This is a genomic window from Citrobacter sp. wls826, assembly GCF_005281245.1.
Lineage (GTDB): Bacteria > Pseudomonadota > Gammaproteobacteria > Enterobacterales > Enterobacteriaceae > Citrobacter > Citrobacter braakii.
On sequence record NZ_SZWS01000051.1, the window covers coordinates 82,756 to 101,908 of the forward strand.

Here is a 19,153-nt window from a genome sequence, read left to right on the forward strand (position 1 = left end):
GCTCTGAGCGCGGCGGAGATGACCATGGAGGTCGCGCAAATGCTGCGTGATGCCGGACCGTGGGGACAAATGTTCCCGGAACCACTGTTTGACGGGCATTTCCGTCTGCTCCAGCAGCGTCTGGTCGGTGAGCGTCATCTGAAGGTGATGGTGGAGCCCGTCGGTGGTGGACCGTTGCTGGACGGTATTGCGTTTAACGTTGATACCACCTGCTGGCCGGATAACGGTGTTCGCGAAGTTCAGCTTGCCTACAAACTGGATATTAATGAGTTTCGCGGCAACCGCAGCCTGCAGATTATAATCGATAATATCTGGCCACTTTAGCGTCACTTTACACAAAATCATTCAAGCTGCATCGAGGCGGCAAGTGGATGAGTCTCCATGAGCGTACGAGTAGTACGTGACTGGGGAGAAATCGCGCAGCCAACAAAGAGGCAGCTTGAAGGATGATGTGTATATTCGCTATAAAAAAGGGTGTGGATTAGTTACAATCCCGCTCTTATAACCGCATTTTGACTAGTCCAATAAAAGAAATCAGACAATGTTTGAAATTAATCCGGTAAATAACCGCATTCAGGACCTCACGGAGCGCTCTAACGTTCTTAGGGGGTATCTTTGACTATGATGCCAAGAAAGAGCGTCTGGAAGAAGTAAACGCCGAGCTGGAACAGCCGGACGTATGGAACGAACCCGAACGCGCGCAGGCGCTGGGTAAAGAGCGTTCCTCCCTTGAGGCCATCGTCGATACGCTCGATCAGATGAGCCAGGGCCTGGAAGATGTCTCCGGCCTGCTGGAACTGGCTGTAGAAGCCGACGACGAAGAAACCTTTAACGAAGCCGTAGCAGAACTTGATACGCTGGAAGATAAGCTGGCCCAGCTGGAATTCCGTCGTATGTTCTCCGGTGAATATGATAGCGCAGATTGCTATCTCGATATTCAGGCTGGCTCAGGCGGTACGGAAGCACAGGACTGGGCAAGCATGCTGATGCGTATGTACCTGCGTTCGGCTGAAGCGCGCGGCTTTAAGACTGAAATTATTGAAGAATCTGAAGGTGAAGTGGCGGGTATTAAATCCGTGACCATCAGAATTGCTGGCGAATATGCTTACGGTTGGTTGCGTACCGAAACCGGTGTACATCGCCTGGTGCGTAAAAGCCCGTTCGACTCCGGCGGTCGTCGCCATACGTCGTTCAGTTCAGCGTTTGTCTACCCGGAAGTTGACGATGATATTGATATCGATATCAACCCGGCGGACCTGCGTATTGACGTTTACCGCGCTTCTGGTGCGGGCGGTCAGCACGTTAACCGTACCGAATCTGCGGTGCGTATCACCCACATCCCGACCGGGATTGTGACGCAGTGTCAGAACGACCGTTCCCAGCACAAGAACAAAGACCAGGCCATGAAGCAGATGAAAGCGAAGCTTTATGAACTGGAAATGCAGAAGAAGAATGCCGAGAAACAGGCGATGGAAGATACTAAATCAGATATCGGCTGGGGTAGCCAGATTCGTTCTTATGTCCTTGATGACTCCCGCATCAAAGATCTGCGTACCGGGGTTGAAACCCGCAACACGCAGGCGGTGCTGGATGGCAGCCTGGATCAATTTATCGAAGCAAGTTTGAAAGCAGGGTTATGAGGAACCAACATGTCTGAACAACACGTACAGGGCGCTGACGCGGTAGCCGACCTTAACAATGAACTGAAAACGCGCCGTGAGAAGCTGGCGAGCCTGCGCGAGCAGGGGATCCCCTTCCCGAACGATTTCCGTCGCGATCATACCTCAGACCAACTGCATGCTGACTTCGACGCGAAAGAAAACGAAGAGCTGGAAGCGCTGAACATTGAGGTTTCCGTTGCTGGCCGTATGATGACCCGCCGTATTATGGGTAAAGCATCATTCGTTACGCTGCAGGATGTTGGCGGCCGCATTCAGTTGTACGTTGCTCGCGACGATCTGCCGGAAGGCGTCTACAACGAGCAGTTCAAAAAATGGGATCTGGGCGATATCCTCGGCGCGAAAGGTAAGTTGTTCAAGACCAAGACCGGTGAGCTGTCTATCCACTGCACCGAGCTGCGTCTGCTGACGAAAGCGTTGCGTCCATTGCCGGATAAATTCCACGGTCTGCAGGATCAGGAAGCGCGCTATCGTCAACGCTACCTGGACCTCATCTCTAACGATGAATCCCGTAATACCTTTAAAGTGCGTTCACAGATTATGGCTGGTATCCGTCAGTTCATGGTTGGTCGTGGCTTTATGGAAGTAGAAACCCCGATGATGCAGGTGATCCCTGGCGGGGCGGCAGCGCGTCCGTTTATCACCCATCATAACGCGCTGGATCTGGACATGTACCTGCGTATCGCGCCGGAACTGTACCTCAAGCGCCTGGTGGTTGGCGGCTTCGAACGCGTATTCGAAATTAACCGTAACTTCCGTAACGAAGGCATCTCTGTTCGCCATAATCCAGAGTTCACCATGATGGAACTCTACATGGCTTATGCGGACTACAAAGATCTGATCGAACTGACCGAATCGCTGTTCCGTACGCTGGCGCAGAACGTTCTGGGAACGACTGAAGTGCCTTACGGCGAAGAAGTCTTTGACTTTGGTAAGCCGTTCGAAAAACTGACGATGCGCGAAGCGATTCAGAAATACCGTCCGGAAACCAACATGGTCGATCTGGATAACTTCGATTCTGCAAAAGCGATTGCGGAATCTATCGGCATCAAAGTTGAGAAGAGCTGGGGTCTGGGTCGTATCGTGACCGAGATCTTTGAAGAAGTTGCAGAAGCGCACCTGATTCAACCGACCTTCATTACCGAGTACCCGGCAGAAGTTTCTCCGCTGGCGCGTCGTAATGATGAAAATCCGGAAATCACCGATCGCTTCGAATTCTTCATTGGCGGACGTGAAATCGGTAACGGCTTCAGCGAGCTGAACGATGCAGAAGATCAGGCGCAGCGTTTCCAGGATCAGGTTAACGCCAAAGATGCAGGTGACGACGAAGCGATGTTCTACGACGAAGACTATGTTACCGCTCTGGAACATGGTCTGCCGCCGACTGCGGGCCTGGGCATTGGTATCGACCGTATGGTTATGCTGTTCACAAACAGCCATACTATCCGCGACGTAATCCTGTTCCCGGCAATGCGCCCGGTTAAGTAAGATGTGAAATGCCGGATGGCGGCTGATGCCTTATCAGGCCTACGATGCGTTATGTAGGCTTGATGGGCGTAGCCCCGTCAGGCAATCAATTCCCGTTGGCAAACTTGCGCAGTAACTCTCGCGCCTTAACGTCAGAAACCTGCATTACCATCCACGGGCTAAAAGCCCACGGCGTCGCGTCAATCCCGCTCAATACATCCTCAAGATTGCTCCACTGGGAATCCATCACTTCATCTGGGTTTAGCTGTAGCTCACTGACGATATGTGCGGCATAAACCGGGCATACTTCGTTTTCCACTATTCCACTCGGATCCGTGGCGCAATAACGAAAATCAGTATACACGGGGCTGAGCGAGTCGATGTCTGCACCCAGCTCGAAGCAAGCCCGGCGGTTAATAGCGGCTTCGGTGGTTTCACCCAACTGCGGGTGACCGCAGACAGAGTTGGTCCAGACGCCTGGCCAGGCTTTTTTGTGCAGCGAACGGCGGGTGACCAGCAGTTGACCCTGCTCGTTAAATATCCAGCATGAGAAAGCAGAGTGCAGGGGGGTTGTGGCGGTATGCGCCGCATATTTTTCCAGTGTTCCACAGGGCTGGCCCTGCTCATTCAATAAAATGACATGTTCCTGTCGCATAGCGTCCACCATCAATCTTAAGCATTCACATTATATGCTCTATTAAGTCAGAATGATTAACAGAGGGTGTGAAATGCCAGAGTCGACGCTTCGTTGCGCGATATGATTTGGCATCCGGTTTCTGGCTGCTATGATAAAGCGTCTGAAAATGTTGCGAGGTATTGTTTTGAGTGCAGGACGCCTGAAGAAAAATGGCCTGAGTATCGCGATGCTGCTGTGTGTCGGTCTGCTGTTAGCAGGCTGTTCCGGGAGCAAGTCGTCTGATACAGGAAGTTATTCCGGCTCCGTGTATACCGTGAAGCGGGGAGATACGCTATACCGTATTTCGCGCGCCACCGGGACCAGCGTAAAAGAGCTTGCACGCCTGAATAATATTTCACCGCCCTATACCATTGAAGTGGGGCAAAAGCTGAAGGTCAGCGGTGGCGCGAAAACCAGTTCAGGCTCTGGCAAAACAACGACGAAATCCTCAACCAAAACGGCGGCGGTCAGACCATCTTCGTCCGTACCGCAGTCCTCCTGGCCACCGGTAGGACAGCGCTGCTGGCAGTGGCCTGCCAGCGGTAAAGTGATTCTGCCTTATTCAACCGCGGACGGCGGCAATAAAGGCATTGATATCTCAGCTGCGCGCGGTACGCCGATTTATGCCGCCGGAGCCGGGAAGGTGGTTTATGTCGGTAATCAGCTACGGGGCTACGGTAATCTCATTATGATTAAGCACAGTGAGGACTACATCACTGCGTATGCGCATAATGACACCATGTTGGTGAACAATGGTCAAAACGTGAAAGCCGGGCAGAAGATCGCGACGATGGGCAGCTCGGATGCGACCACGGTGCGGCTGCATTTCCAGATCCGCTATCGGGCGACGGCTATCGATCCGCTGCGTTATTTGCCACCGCAGGGCAGTAAGCCAAAATGCTGACGGTGAATTAATCGCCAGTCAGTCAGTTAGTCCCTTGCCAAGAAGAGCGTAAGGTTTATAATCCCTTACGCACTCCAATGCGGGCGTAGTTCAATGGTAGAACGAGAGCTTCCCAAGCTCTATACGAGGGTTCGATTCCCTTCGCCCGCTCCACGACTTACTTCTCACTGACTCTTCTGATTCAATTATCCTTCGTAATCTCAATGTGTTTCTTTGTTTAACGGTCAGACAGACTCAATGCACGACTATGCAGGCTAAAGCGATTGTGGGAGACGATAGGCCCCCCCTGGCGGGAGATACCTCATATGAAACTAACTATCCACAGGGGCCAAAGAGAAATCTTTGACGTTCTCGGATAGTAGATCCTTGTATATGCTGGTTAATCCTTTCAATTCGCGATACTGGTGTCTTAAATATCGCATTTTCCCCGTGGTACAAAAAATCAACTATCAATCAATTGAATTTATTTAAGAAATTTTAAGGAGTATGTTTGATTGTCTGTCTGAAAATATATCAACGCTAATACAGGTCAAGTAGTTAATTGTTAGATTATAATTCCATAGTTATCTTTTTTGAACACGATATAAGATTAGTTATCCTTCATAAATAAGTAATGTGGCCTTTTCGTAGGTCAGTTTTCTCTAATCGGTAGTAACAGGTTTTAAATGGTTTAGACTTGGTAGGATTTTACCTGGATAAACATCGTGGACATCTATTTTGTTAAAAATATCTTCAGGAGTTTTATCATTAGTAATAATTTCTTAAGGTGACTAATTTTGTTCTCATTATCCGGTCACGAAATTATGTAGATACACAAAAATATACGAATTACTTTAGTACTTTGTACCATTTTGAATGCTTGCTATGCCGGGGGTTCGTTAGCCTTGTGTATATTCTGTCATTGTTGTTGAAAAATATAGCAAATATAGTTAGATAGACTTCAGTTGTACTGATTAAAATCTCACACGGTATAGCTAAGAATTTAAAGGTAGAGACATGGGGGACAATTCAGTCAGGCTACCTTTAACCCCAGTATGTATGCTGGTAATTTGTAAGAAAATGTTTCCTTGTGTTTTGAGAATTTTCTCATTTTGAATAAAAGATGAAAGTGCGATTTCACAGGTGGTACTAATAATACAACCAATAATCGCATTAAAATGCCGATATCCATTAGTAATTCAAATCTAAGAATGAATAATTGATAGTTTTTAGCTATGAATGCCGAGGGGTTGATATCACATCCTTGTTGTGTAAAAGTTCATCTCATGTATTTAGCAATATTAATAAAATTAATTACTCGATTGTTAGGTATTTTTTAGAGGGTCGGTGTGCTTAAAAGTACGCACTTACCTTTCCATGGATGAAATAGAGTTTTTTGAGGTTATGGAGGCTTCATGAAGTATCAACATTTCTGGCCACCTAATGATATTTATTTTGGGGGGGGCGTCGCTAGTGTTATTGATGAAATGTCACTGATTACAAACGAAAGAAATTATTTATTCGTGAATCTTAATCAATACAGCTTACGTAGTACCTTGGTTTTTTTCTCACGTAATAAAGATATCAATAAAATTATAATCATCATTTCCAGCTCACGGTTGATGCCTTTGGCTCTTTTTTGGCTGGATAATATCAAAAATGTTATTGCTGTTTTCGATACCTCAACACCTGTGTCGGAGATGATTAAGAAAATAAGCCTATATCGACGAAATGGTGACAAGATAACGGCAGGGCGAAGGGAATGTAACTTTAAGATTAGCAACAAAGATATCATGAAGATGAAGTACTTCTTAACCGAAAGCGGTATGGAGGAGCTTCAGGATAGATTTATGAACTCGCCGTCAACATTGTATCGTTGGAGAAAAGAGATCGCCCTTAAATTTGGCGTGCGAGACCCTCGATATCTTCTATTGCCAGAATAAAAAACTATGCGTTTTCTCATTAAGAATTACAATTAAAGATCCGATCTTTAATTGTTGTTTTAGAACGGATACTGCATACGACCTTCATTTAACTAAAATTAGGAAATATAAAATTTCTAGCCTTGCTTAGACTAGAAACTGTCGTGATTTCGATAAAAATAGATACGCTGGCTAAGAACGTCAGGGGCGGTAGCGTTCCAGAAAACATCTGGGATTTATTTAAAGTTAATAATTATTAAATAAGGGACTTATCAGTAATGATCAGCAAAGATGATGTAAAAATTGCCATTATTGGACTCGGGTATGTTGGCTTACCATTGGCTGCTGAATTTGGGAAAATTCGCCAGGTGGTTGGTTTTGATGTTAATCATAAACGTATACTCGAGCTAAAAGAAGGGATCGATGTCAATCTCGAAACCACAGAAGAAGAGCTACGTGATGCTCGCTATCTGACGTTTACCTCATCAATTGATGAAATCAGAGAATGCAATTTTTACATCATTACCGTCCCGACGCCGATCAACGATTATAAGCAACCAGATCTCACCCCTTTGATTATGGCAAGTGAAACTGTTGGCAAAGTACTGAGACCGGGGGATATCGTGGTGTATGAATCTACGGTATATCCAGGGTGTACTGAAGAAGAATGCGTGCCGATCCTTGAGCGTATGTCAGCGATGACATTTAACAAAGACTTCTTTGTCGGATATAGCCCAGAGCGCATCAATCCCGGCGATAAAAAATATCGTCTGACAACTATCAAGAAAATTACCTCAGGTTCAACTGCAGAAACGGCCTGTCTGGTTGATGAGATCTATCGACAGATCATCACGGCAGGAACGTACAAAACGGAAAGCATTAAGATCGCGGAAGCGGCAAAGGTGATTGAAAATACCCAACGCGATCTCAATATCGCGCTGGTAAATGAATTGGCGATTATCTTTAACCGATTAGAGATTGACACTGAAGCCGTACTGCGAGCAGCGGGAAGTAAATGGAACTTCCTGCCATTCCGTCCTGGACTGGTTGGTGGTCACTGCATTGGCGTTGATCCCTATTATCTGACTCATAAATCTCAGGGCATCGGTTACTATCCGGAAATTATCCTCGCGGGTCGTCGACTGAACGATAATATGGGTAACTATGTTTCGGGACAGTTGATCAAAGCCATGATCAAAAAAGGGATTAATGTTGAGGGTTCTAACGTTCTGATTCTGGGGTTCACCTTTAAAGAAAACTGCCCGGATATCAGGAATACCCGCATTATCGATGTTGTAAAAGAGTTGGGCAATTACAGCTGTAATGTTGATATTTTTGACCCTTGGGTGGATGCTGAGGAAGTCGAAGAGGAATACGGGATTATACCTGTATCGGAAATCAAGGCGGCTTCTTATGATGCCATTATTGTTGCCGTTGGCCATGAGCAGTTTAAGAAGATGGGGAGTACTGATATTCGTGGCTTTGGAAAAGATAAACATGTGCTTTATGATTTGAAGTATATCCTTTCGCCTGAGCAGTCAGATGTGAGGTTATAATCATGACAGCCTATGATGAATTAAGAATACAACTCGTTCTTGAACCAAAACGTTGGCTTATTACTGGCGTAGCAGGTTTTATCGGCTCTGGATTATTAGAAGAACTACTCTATTTAAATCAAACAGTAATTGGGTTGGATAACTTTTCAACTGGCTATCAACATAATTTAGAGGATGTGCGTGCCGCTGTCAGTGAAGAACAATGGTCGCGGTTTACCTTTGTTCATGGGGATATCCGGTCGTTTGCCGATTGTCAGGCTGTTTGTAAGAATGTCGATTACGTTTTACATCAGGCCGCTCTGGGAAGCGTACCACGTTCCTTGCAGGATCCTATCACGACAAATAGCGCTAACATTGATGGTTTTTTAAATATGTTGACGGCGGCGAGAGATGCACATGTATCTGGTTTCACCTATGCCGCAAGCAGTAGTACTTATGGTGACCATCCCGACTTACCTAAAATTGAGGAACGGATCGGCCGGCCATTAAGCCCGTATGCGGTTACAAAATACGTCAATGAATTGTACGCCGAGGTGTTTGCTCGCAGCTATGATTTTAACGCTATTGGCCTACGCTACTTTAATGTATTTGGCCGTCGCCAAAACCCTAACGGAGCATACTCTGCAGTCATTCCTCGCTGGATACTATCGCTTCTTAAAGATGAACCAATTTATATCAATGGCGATGGTTCAACAAGCCGGGATTTTTGCTATATAGAAAATGTGATTCAGGCCAATTTATTATCAGCAACGACTAATGATTTAGCCTCAAAAAATAAAGTCTATAATGTGGCTGTTGGAGACAGAACTTCGCTAAATGAGCTTTATTATCTCATCCGCGATGGGTTGAATTTATGGCGGGACGAACAAATTAGTGCTGAACCAATTTATAAAGATTTTCGTGACGGTGACGTTAAGCATAGTCAGGCAGATATTACCAGAATAAAAACATTTCTTTCATATGAGCCTGAGTTTGATATCAAAGAAGGACTTAAGCAGACTCTAAAATGGTATATCGATAAAAAGACTGCTTTGTATTCCTGAGTAAAACTACTCACTTTCCTTTCACGTGGATGAATTTAATGAAATCGTCAGGGATGTTTACGCTTACAGCCATTGGTAGTTGCCGTATTGTGAGTCCGGTAAAACGAGCTCAGCCTTATTTTAATTTCAAGGCTAATTTTAAAAGGATATATGGTTTTACACATACGAGCAGCGAGGCATTACAGCAGGTTCGTTTTATTTTAGGCTTGATAGATATTCCTGAAAAGGTCCGGCCTTTTATTTTTAGACCTGCCGTAAATTATTCAAATACCGACGTTCATAGTCGTTCTGATTTCTATATCGTTGAGATTTCAAGTCAGAAGAAGATTATGGCCTATGGGTTCTGCTTACAAATAAATTATTTAACTCGTCATTTCTATGAGTTTTTTAGCCAAACAGAGCGGGCGCGTGTGTACTGGTCGCTGGCCACGCAAGGAAATCAACACAAACTGCTGGCCTATCTCAAAGACGATCCCTGTTTTGCCGGAATGTCGGAAGACGATCGTGCCTTATTAAGCAATATCAATGTCGAGCAGATGGATGAGCATGCTATCGAACAGGATATGATGGAAATCGTTCAGCTGCTTGGTCGCGATCGCGTTATGTTTATGACCCATGTTGATGCCGTGACTCGTGCTGGAACCGTCATTCAGTCCCGCAGTCGGTTGATTAAAAATGTCGAGACCATCGCCACCAGGATGGATATTCCCTGCGTTAATCCGACAAATTTGATGGAAAAGTGGGGGCAGAAACGAGCCCTGGAAAAAAATGGCGACGATCTTACTCATTATACCGACATGTTTGGTGATGCGATCGTTGCGGCTATTTTTAAGGGAGTGATCAATAATACTAATCATCATCTTGATGAGGGGCGACAAGAGAAACAGGACCAAATACGTGAGATTACCCTATCGATCACTAAGCTGCTTGCCGATGGCGACATTATTGCTGCATCACAGCAACTTTTTGCCGCATTAAGAAATCAGCAGCAAGAGCCCGTTCTAATCCAACTTCGGTCCGTAATCTTCAGCCGTTTAGGTTATTATGAACAGGCTTATCAGGATATTAGTGATGTTGAGAAAATTATCGGTACGACGGACAGTACATTACGTTGTCGGCTGAGGTCTCTACATGGATTAGCGCGTTGGCGGGAAGCCTTATCGACGGCCGAGATGATGCTTTCCAATGAAATTGAAGATGAAGAAGTCCTTACCGTTGCCGCCGGCTCAGCCGATGCTTTACAGCTGTTTGATAAGTCATATCAATACTGGAAACGTGTACTGTTATTGAATCCTGAAACCCAAAGCGGATGGGTTAATTTCCTGAGCAGCACGCAATATTTCAATGATGGCAACGCATTCTCCGAAGCTTTCCATGCCGGCATTCAATCGCAGCGCCTAAATGATGCGTTTATGGAAACAGCGTTATCTTTGGCAATCAAATTCAGTGATGAATTGATTTTCATGCATGCGCTCGAGCAGCTACTCCGCCATGAGTCAGAATTTGCGCTGACGGTATTGTCGACGATTCATGATACCGGTCTCGTTATCCGCACAGCTTTCTGCATCAAGAATATGAGCTATCATCAGGCGCTTAGCACCTCGTATAAAGATAAACTCCACGACGTTTTTGAGGCATGGAACAATACTGCGCTGTCGCTACATTCGGTTGATGATTTTGTCTCACTGAGTACTTCGCTGGTCTACAGCCACTCTGCATTTATGGTTTATCCCCATGCACGTATTTCTCGCTTTAATAATGAAGTTAAAATGGCATGGCGCGAGAAATTAAGAGAAATGTATGAGCGTGAGGATTATGAAAATATCCTGGTAGGGGCGAAAATTGTGTGGCCACTTCTGGAGTTCGATCCTGTTAGCACAGTATATTGTGCAAGAACGCTGGTGAATCTTGGTGCCTGGAAGGATGCGTGCACGTTGGCCCACATGACCTTGATTCGTAATTCGAATATTACCAGCCTGCAGTCGATTATGTTACGCAGTATACGTCATATTAACGACATTCCGTTCCTCATTGATTTGATTGCTAACGTCATGAGCATTTCTCCATCATTCCAGAATGCCTCGATGAACGAGTTGTTTGAGAAAGAGTGTCGCAATGTTGCAACCAGAGCCCTTAAATATGTACGCCAGAAGAAAACTGAAGGGCGTCTGGATGAAGCATTGTCTGTATTGATTAGCCTGAAACGAATTGATCCTGATGTTTCTCGCCTGATGCGTGAATATAAGCAAATTATCAGATTATTTAATGAGTCACTGAAGGATGGCGGTAGCACTATCGCGTCTTATGAACATCTAGATTATGCGAAAAAATTACTCGTTTTTGATAGTGAAAATGCCTATGCCTTGAAATATGCCGCATTAAACGCAATGCATTTACGCGACTACACCCAGGCTTTGCAGTATTGGCAGCGACTGGAGAAAGTGAATGGACCAACGGAGCCGGTGACAAGGCAGATCTCGACCTGCATAACCGCATTACAAAAAAATACATCAGGGAAGTCGTAATGATTACGCAGGAAGAAAAGTTAGCTGCGCTAGGGAAAACGCTTTTAACATTGAAACAAGAGAAGAAGCTTGCGCAAGCTGTTGCGTTAATTGACAGCGAATTACCGGCTGAGGCTTTAACTTCATTAGCGATGCTAAAAAAAGCAGAATTTCTTCATGATTTCAATGAAACGGCGCGTGCATACGCTCTCTACGAAACGCTGATTGCACAAAACAATGACGAAGCACGTTATGAGTATGCGCGTCGTTTATATAATACGGGGCTAGCCAAAGATGCGCAGCTAATTCTTAAAAAGGTTAGCACCGGCGTGCAGAAAAAATATAACAATTATTTAGGCAAAATAAATAAGATCTGCGATTTGCTTGAACGCCTTGAAGGGGAAGCGATCCCTGTGGGGACCAACACCCGTATTATTGCAATGAAGCATGCCATCTTGTTCTATCGAAATCGTCAGCCGCGGCAGCTTCCCGTCGGATCTTTTGGTCGCCTTGCGCTCTGTACAGGCTCGCTAGGTAGCGGCGGTGCAGAGCGTCAGATTTCCAGGCTGGCTATTGAGATCGCCAGAAAATATCGGCAACAGGGGAAAATTGGCGGCCTGAAAGTAGAAGAGCCGGTAGAGCTCATTATTCGCTCCCTGGCACCGGAACTCAGGCAAGACTTTTTCCTGAAAGAAGTGCTGGAAGAACAGGTCGAGGTGCTTGAAATCGCGAAGATTACCGGAAACTTCTTTGACGATACGACAATAGAATCTCCGGAGTTGCGCTTATTGCTCTCTCATCTGCCGCCGGTGTGTAACTACGGTATCAAGCATCTGGTCCCCCACTTATGCGAGCGCAAGCTGGATTATCTCTCCGTTTGGCAGGATGGCGCTTGTCTGATGATTGCGCTTGCAGCGCTGATTGCTGGCGTGCCCAGAATTCAGCTGGGATTACGTGGCTTACCGCCGGTGGTGAGAAAGCGTCTGTTCAAGCCGGAATATGAGCCTCTCTACCAGGCGCTGGCGGTCGTGCCTGGCGTTGATTTTATGAGTAACAACCATTGTGTGACCCGCCATTATGCCGACTGGCTAAAGTTGGAGGCGAAGCACTTCCAGGTTGTATATAACGGCGTCTTACCGCCATCTACCGAACCCTCTTCTGAGGTGCCACATAAAATCTGGCAGCAGTTTACGCAAAAAACACAGGATGCGGACACGACTATTGGTGGCGTTTTCCGCTTTGTAGGCGATAAGAACCCTTTTGCATGGATTGATTTTGCAGCACGCTATTTACAGCACCACCCCGCCACACGCTTTGTGCTGGTAGGCGATGGTGATTTGCGCGCTGAAGCGCAGAAACGCGCCGAACAGTTGGGGATTCTGGAGAGAATACTATTCGTTGGCGTCTCGCGTGACGTGGGGTATTGGCTGCAAAAAATGGACGTATTCATTTTGTTTTCGCGTTATGAAGGGCTACCCAATGTGCTCATTGAAGCACAAATGGTCGGGGTGCCGGTGATTTCAACCCCTGCAGGTGGATCGGCAGAATGCTTTATTGAGGGTGTTTCGGGTTTCATTCTTGATGATGCACAGACGGTCAATCTTGACCAGGCTTGCCGCTATGCAGAACAGTTGGTCAATTTATGGCGCAGCAGAACCGGTATTTGCCAACAGACGCAGTCATTTTTACAAGAACGCTTCACCGTGGAACATATGGTGGGAACGTTTGTACAAACCATTGCCTCTCAGCCTCGTTAATTAATGGGCAGCATTTTTTCAGCTATTTCATTTATAAAATAAGTTATGAAAAAAATTATTATATTATTAACGACGTTTTTTCTGCTTTCGGGATGCACTATTCCCAGGGCGGTATTTAAATCCAGCCTGATTAATCAGGACGATCCTCATTATCATCTGGTTGAAGTCACACCGACATTAAAACTGAGTGATGCCGATACTGTGCCGAAAACTATTGTCGATCCGGTCTTTGCCGAAAATAACTGGCACTGGACATCTTTGGCTAAAGGCGATGTGCTGCATATCACTATTTTATCCTCGGGCGGGGCGGGGTACTTATCCAATAACGCGAGCGGCGACCGGGCGGATTTTGAAAATATTCTTGTGACTGACGGTAATATCGTTCAGGTGCCTTATGCCGGGATAATCCCGGTTACCGGGCTGGATGTGACACAACTGGCTGAAGAGATCAGAAAGCGACTTTCGCGCGTTGTCCTGAATCCTCAGGTGCTGGTGACGCTTACCGCCCGCACCGGAGCCATGGTGACGGTCGAGGGAAGCGGGAAAACGGGTCGCTACCCTCTCGAACAGAGTATGAATCGTCTTAGTCATTTTTTGGCAACGGCGGCGGCAGTAGAAAATACCAGCGCAGATATGATGGAAGTTCACGTGACGCGCCAGCAGCATTATTTCAATGCGCGACTGTCAGATATTTATCAGTATCCCGGGTTGGATATTGTCTTACAGCCGGATGACCGTATCACTCTGCGTCAAGTGACCGAGTATGTTAATGTGCTCGGCGCGGCGGGTGTTCAGGGAAAACATGCTCTGGTTCAGCGTCATTCCAGCGTAGTGGATGCTTTGGCGCTGGCGAAAGGATTAAACGACAATCTTGCCGATCCGCAGGCGGTTTTTCTGTACAAGCATGACGAAGCGGAGCAAGCGAAACAGCAGATGCGTAAGCTGAATATCTATCATGTCGATATGAGCCAACCTGACTCGGTGTTTTTAGCACAGTCCATGCGGGTGGAGGACGGCGATGTTATCTATATCTCGAACGCCTCTTTGACTGATTTCGCTAAGGTGAAAGCCGCATTCGATAGCTTTTTGATCCGCGGCTCTAATTCTTTCTAACCTTGCCATATGAATATTTTGAAAAATAATACTTATTATTTTATGAAACTCATTACCGTCTATGAGTTAATCATTTTGTTAATGTCACGCGATATCAAAACACGCTATAACGGTAATTTGCTAAACTATATGATGGTGCTGGCCGTACCATTGGTATGGATAACCATTACCGTTATTTCTTTTCAATATTTAAATCGCACCGTGCCAATATTCACTGACGATATCAGCTTTGTTATTGCAGGTATATTACCGTATCTGTTATTTCGTTATACCATTACCGCAACCATGCGCACCCGTTCATTCTTTACATCGTTGGCGGTTGTCTCGCAGGTTAAGAAAAGACATGTGATTTTTGCTCTTGCCGCAGTCGAATTTGTTAATGCGGTTATCATTTATATTATTGTTTCATTAATTAACTTTCTTATCTTCTCCCGTTGGGAAGCCCAGAAACCGATCCTGATTTTTGAAGGGATGGTTATCGCATGGCTTCTGGGATTATCGTTTGGTTACTTTTGTGACGCACTGTCTGAACGGTTTCCGCTGGTCTACAAAGCCGTTCCTGTAGTGCTAAGACCGATGTTTTTGATTTCAGCTGTCTTTTATACGGCGAATGAATTGCCCTATTCATTATTAAGCATATTCAGCTGGAACCCTCTACTTCATGCTAATGAGATTGTCAGAGAAGGAATGTTTGAGGGGTATAACTCCTTGTACCTTGAACCTCTTTACCCTCTGGCATTTTCCGCAACGTTATTCCTCGCGGGCATCATTTTTCACCTGATTTGTGACACTGAAAATCACTGACTTTAGCTTCAGGAGAGACGCGTTCGTGTTCGGTTTATTAGGTTGTACACGCTATTTTGAGTCTGATAAGGGCCCGCGGGTGGTCCTTGATAAAACAGATTTTGTCATGGATTACCATGAGCATATCGGTATTCTGGCGGCCCCTGGTTCAGGCAAAACGACGCTAACCCGATTGCTGTGCGGTATAGATGCTCCTGATGAAGGGGATTTTATTGGGCTACGGGGTGATGCGCTCCCACTGGGGGCAAATGCTTTTGTTCTGCCGGGGTTAACCGGCGAAGAGAATGCGCGCATGATGGCCAGTCTTTATGGCCTGGATGGCGATGAATTTTCACATTTCTGCTATCAATTGACCCAGCTTGAACAGCGCTATACCGACAGGGTGAGTGAATATTCTGTCACGATGAAAGCGCATCTGGCATTTGCCATTAATTTACTGCTTCCCTGCCGCCTTTATATTGCCGATGACAAGCTGTACACCGGGGATAATGCCACACAGTTGCGTATGCAGGCGGCACTAGCTTATGAGCTGCAACAGAAAGGGTTGATTGTGCTAACGCGCAACCCTCGGCTTATTAAAGAACACTGTCATGCGTTTGGCGTACTGCTGCATGGAAAAATTACGATGTGTGAAGATTTAGCACAGGCATCTGCGCTTTTTGAACAATATCAGTCAAATCAGGCGACGATTCAAACTGATGATTATTCCTTTGATATATAATTAGAAAATATACGGATAGAGTGTGGAAAATTCAGAACGTATTAAAAAATGGAAAGAGGAAAGGGCGAAGGTAGCAGAAGAAAGCCGAGCCTCGCGACTACAACAAAAAGAGAATGAACGCTCCTTTCGCCAGACGGAAAAAACGGCCGATGCGAAAAGTCATCATCGCCCAGACGCCGGGTGGTCCGCGACGGATGCTGATTCTGTCCGTAGAGCGTCATTGGTTATTAAAGAGCGACGTGTTCAGCAAGCCAAACAATCGCTACGTCGGCTCTTTCTTTATATTGCTTTGCCGCTGCTGGTTATTATGCTTATGTCGTGGCTATTAACTTCGCGTTTTTATAGCGCGGATGCCACCTTTATTGTGCAAACTGATGCCAGCCAGGATAATTTTTCTGGAACAGCTTTCTTTGGTGCAGGCAATGAGATGTCGGAGGGCTTTCAGGTTCGCGAGTTTATACTTTCGAAAGAAATGATGGAGCGGATGGAAAAAGAGCTCGGTTTTTTATCTTATTTCGCGCAAGACGATATCGCATTATTTTCCCGCTACCACGCGCCACTGGGTATTAATGATGATCCTTATCGTTACTATTTATCGAAAGTCTCGGTTGCTGTCGATATTCAACAGGGCATGCTGCGTTTAAACGTCAAGGCGCGGAGTGCGAAACAGGCTGAGTTTTTTGCCCAGCGCATTCTGGCTTTTGCTGAACAGCACGTTAATACCGTTTCAGCGCGGATGCAGCAGGAACGGATTTTATGGCTGGAAAACGATGTTAAATCGGCCCAGGAGAATCTGGGGGCCGCTCGGCTTGAATTGCTAAAAATACAGCATATACAAAAAGATATTGAACCGCAGGAAACCGTGACCGCGATTTATCAATTAATTGCTGGCTTTGAAACGCAGTTGGCGGAGGCGAAAGCGGAATACGCGCAACTAATGGCTAATGGTTTGGATCAGAACCCCCTTATTCCTCGCCTGTCGGCCAAAATCAAGGTCCTGGAAAAGCAGATCGGCGAACAACGTAACCGCCTGTCAAATAAGTTAGGGTCGCAAGGTTCTTCAGAAAGTCTGTCCCTGTTTGAAGATCTTCGCCTGCAGAGTGAGATCGCCAAAACACGCTGGGAATCTGCCTTGCAGACCTTACAGCAAGGGAAGCTTCAAGCGCTACGTGAGAGACGGTATTTGCTGATCATTTCTCAACCGATGGTGGTGTCTGACACCACTCGCTATGCCGATGGAACAAAGTGGTTACTGTTCTTCGTGTTGCTGGGCATCGCGTACCTGGTGACTTCTCTCCTGATAACCATCAGGCGGATGCGTGAATAAGGCGGAGTAAGGAAATACGATGAGCTTGCACTCTACATGTAAAAAAATATCGCCAACCACCCTGCTCAAACAAGAGGATTGGGAGGGGCTATGTCACTATTTCGGTCAGCATCCCGAAAAAGTACGAGATAGTGCTGGAAATGAGCAAAACATTCTTCTCTTCGCTATCGCGTGTTTGCGTAAAGATGAAACAGATGCCGCGCTGACTTTGTTGTCAGACCGTGTGCTGACGGCAAAGAATAGCCGTGATTTATTGCGACGCTGGATTATTTCGCCGCTGGCATCACATCATCGGGACGCTGTACTACAGGTGGTTAACAAACTGCTGGCGGTGAATGTGTGCCAGCCGGAGGATGTCCTGCTGGTCGCAAGCGTGCTGCTTAAGAGTAAACAATATGCGACTGTTGCTGACTTAGCCGAGCGGGCATGGCTCGCTTTTTCGGGCAATAGCAAAATTTTTGCCCTCCATCTGCGCAGCCTGACGCTGGTGGATAAAGAGTTACAGGCAATCTCGTTGGCCAGAACACAGGCGCAGGAAGCTCCCCCGCGGGGAGATATGATTGAGACCTGCCTCCGTTTCTTAAATAAAAGCCGCCTACCAGAAGATCATGACCTGGCCCGCGCATTGCTCCCTTTCTTCGCGTTAGAAAGCCAGGAGTCGGCGGGGCTGGCGGTTGATACGCTGTGCGCTGTCGGTAAATATCAGGAAGCCATTCAGACTGGGGAGTCCGCATTAGCCCGTGGGTTGGATGGTGCGGCGCTGCGTCGTAGCCTGGGGCTTGCCCACTATCAATCCGGCCGCAGCCGGGAAGCGAAGCTTCAGGCCGCTGAGCATTGGCGGCATGCCCTGCAATTTAACCCTGATAATTTACGGATCGTGACCCTGTATGCCGATGCCTTAATCAGAACGGGTCAGAATGAGAAAGCCATTCCGTTACTGCAGCAGTCGCTCGCGACTCATCCTGATCTTCCTTATGTCAGAGCCATGTATGCCCGAGCACTGCGCCAGGTTGGGCAATACGCTGCTGCCAGCGATGAGTTTGTACAATTGGCAAGGGAAAAAGGGGGGACCAGTAAATGGAACCGTTATGCCGCGGCGGCGTTGTTACAGGCGGGGAAAACAAGCGAAGCGGAAAGCGTCTTTGAGCACTATATTCAGGCCAGAGCAAGCCATCTGCCTCAGTCATTCGAAGAGGGGCTGCTGGCGCTTGATGGGCAAATATCTGCCGTTAATCTACCGCCTGAGCGCCTTGACTGGGCATGGGAAGTTGCCGGCAGACAGTCCGGTATCGAGCGCGATGAATGGGAACGCCGGGCGAAGTGGGGGTATCTTGCCGATAATTATCTCCTCGACTGGCTTGAATGCCGTGGAGAGCAGGCCGACGAACCGATGTATCGGTTGGCCGATATATCGCATGTCGAGCAGTTTTTCCAACGGCTGCAGCTCGATAAGCGTGGTTGCATTGTTGTATCGGCTCATATGGGCGCAATGTATGCCGGGCCGATGATCCTCTCCTTGCTGGAAATGAACAGTAAATGGGTGGCTTCCACGCCTGGCGTGCTCAAAGGGGGCTACGGTGAGCGGTTGATTTCGGTTAGTGACAAAAGCGAAGCGGACGTGGTCAGGGCCTGCATACAGACCTTACATAGTGGGCAGTCGCTTGTTGTGGCGATCGACGGCGCGCTGAATTTGAGCGCGCC

The 19,153-nt window shown here is 46.8% G+C and carries 14 protein-coding genes, 1 tRNA gene and 1 pseudogene; 15 read left to right on the forward strand and 1 reads right to left on the reverse strand.

Annotated features, from left to right (window positions below):
• From FDW87_RS22395 to lysS, 3 genes and pseudogenes are all read left to right on the forward strand, one after another.
• Nucleotides 1–324: pseudogene (locus tag FDW87_RS22395) on the forward strand (single-stranded-DNA-specific exonuclease RecJ); the annotation flags it as partial.
• A 217-nt stretch (nucleotides 325–541) separates the two neighbouring features.
• Nucleotides 542–1,640 (forward strand): peptide chain release factor 2 gene (prfB, locus tag FDW87_RS11990; protein ID WP_137379791.1). Its coding sequence is split into 2 segments (ribosomal slippage): nucleotides 542–616 and nucleotides 618–1,640, totalling 1,098 coding nucleotides; the frame shifts between segments, so codons are not numbered across the junction.
• Nucleotides 1,641–1,649: 9 nt separating this feature from the next.
• Entirely contained in the window at nucleotides 1,650–3,167 is a 1,518-nt protein-coding gene (lysS, locus tag FDW87_RS11995; protein ID WP_049269303.1) for a lysine--tRNA ligase, read from the forward strand.
• An 85-nt stretch (nucleotides 3,168–3,252) separates the two neighbouring features.
• Here the strand turns inward: lysS and idi are convergent, their stop codons facing one another.
• Nucleotides 3,253–3,801 carry an isopentenyl-diphosphate Delta-isomerase gene (gene idi, locus FDW87_RS12000; protein ID WP_019077626.1) on the reverse strand — a complete coding sequence of 183 codons (549 nt, stop codon included), beginning with the start codon at nucleotides 3,799–3,801 and terminating at the stop codon, nucleotides 3,253–3,255.
• Between the two features lie 166 nt (nucleotides 3,802–3,967).
• Between idi and actS the strand changes: the two genes are divergently transcribed.
• From actS to FDW87_RS12060, 12 genes are all read left to right on the forward strand, one after another.
• Nucleotides 3,968–4,726, forward strand: coding sequence for an amidase activator ActS (actS, locus tag FDW87_RS12005; RefSeq protein WP_016157411.1), 759 nt, complete (start codon nucleotides 3,968–3,970; stop codon nucleotides 4,724–4,726).
• A 79-nt stretch (nucleotides 4,727–4,805) separates the two neighbouring features.
• Nucleotides 4,806–4,879 (forward strand) — tRNA-Gly (locus FDW87_RS12010).
• A 1,241-nt stretch (nucleotides 4,880–6,120) separates the two neighbouring features.
• On the forward strand, nucleotides 6,121–6,648 hold the full coding sequence (locus FDW87_RS12015) for a hypothetical protein (protein ID WP_019077624.1): 528 nt from the start codon (nucleotides 6,121–6,123) through the stop codon (nucleotides 6,646–6,648).
• A gap of 257 nt (nucleotides 6,649–6,905) precedes the next feature.
• Nucleotides 6,906–8,183: a Vi polysaccharide biosynthesis UDP-N-acetylglucosamine C-6 dehydrogenase TviB gene (gene tviB / locus FDW87_RS12020; protein ID WP_049269307.1), complete on the forward strand. Its 1,278-nt coding sequence runs from the start codon at nucleotides 6,906–6,908 to the stop codon at nucleotides 8,181–8,183.
• A gap of 2 nt (nucleotides 8,184–8,185) precedes the next feature.
• Nucleotides 8,186–9,226: a Vi polysaccharide biosynthesis UDP-N-acetylglucosaminuronic acid C-4 epimerase TviC gene (gene tviC / locus FDW87_RS12025; protein ID WP_047357818.1), complete on the forward strand. Its 1,041-nt coding sequence runs from the start codon at nucleotides 8,186–8,188 to the stop codon at nucleotides 9,224–9,226.
• A gap of 29 nt (nucleotides 9,227–9,255) precedes the next feature.
• Nucleotides 9,256–11,751, forward strand: a complete 2,496-nt coding sequence (gene tviD, locus FDW87_RS12030) for a Vi polysaccharide biosynthesis protein TviD (protein ID WP_137379792.1) — start codon at nucleotides 9,256–9,258, stop codon at nucleotides 11,749–11,751.
• Nucleotides 11,751–13,487: a Vi polysaccharide biosynthesis glycosyltransferase TviE gene (gene tviE / locus FDW87_RS12035; RefSeq protein WP_016154314.1), complete on the forward strand. Its 1,737-nt coding sequence runs from the start codon at nucleotides 11,751–11,753 to the stop codon at nucleotides 13,485–13,487. Before tviD ends, tviE begins: the two co-directional genes overlap by 1 nt.
• A 45-nt stretch (nucleotides 13,488–13,532) precedes the next feature.
• Nucleotides 13,533–14,600, forward strand: coding sequence for a Vi polysaccharide ABC transporter protein VexA (gene vexA / locus FDW87_RS12040; RefSeq protein WP_137379793.1), 1,068 nt, complete (start codon nucleotides 13,533–13,535; stop codon nucleotides 14,598–14,600).
• A gap of 9 nt (nucleotides 14,601–14,609) precedes the next feature.
• Complete coding sequence (gene vexB / locus FDW87_RS12045) at nucleotides 14,610–15,404, forward strand: Vi polysaccharide ABC transporter inner membrane protein VexB (RefSeq protein WP_047357814.1); 795 nt, start codon at nucleotides 14,610–14,612, stop codon at nucleotides 15,402–15,404.
• A 25-nt stretch (nucleotides 15,405–15,429) separates the two neighbouring features.
• Nucleotides 15,430–16,125, forward strand: coding sequence for a Vi polysaccharide ABC transporter ATP-binding protein VexC (gene vexC / locus FDW87_RS12050; protein WP_016157403.1), 696 nt, complete (start codon nucleotides 15,430–15,432; stop codon nucleotides 16,123–16,125).
• 22 nt (nucleotides 16,126–16,147) lie between these two features.
• Complete coding sequence (vexD, locus tag FDW87_RS12055; RefSeq protein ID WP_137379794.1) at nucleotides 16,148–17,452, forward strand: Vi polysaccharide ABC transporter inner membrane protein VexD; 1,305 nt, start codon at nucleotides 16,148–16,150, stop codon at nucleotides 17,450–17,452.
• A gap of 19 nt (nucleotides 17,453–17,471) precedes the next feature.
• A partial coding sequence (locus tag FDW87_RS12060) for a tetratricopeptide repeat protein (RefSeq protein ID WP_252363134.1) occupies nucleotides 17,472–19,153 on the forward strand: 1,682 nt, incomplete at its 3' end.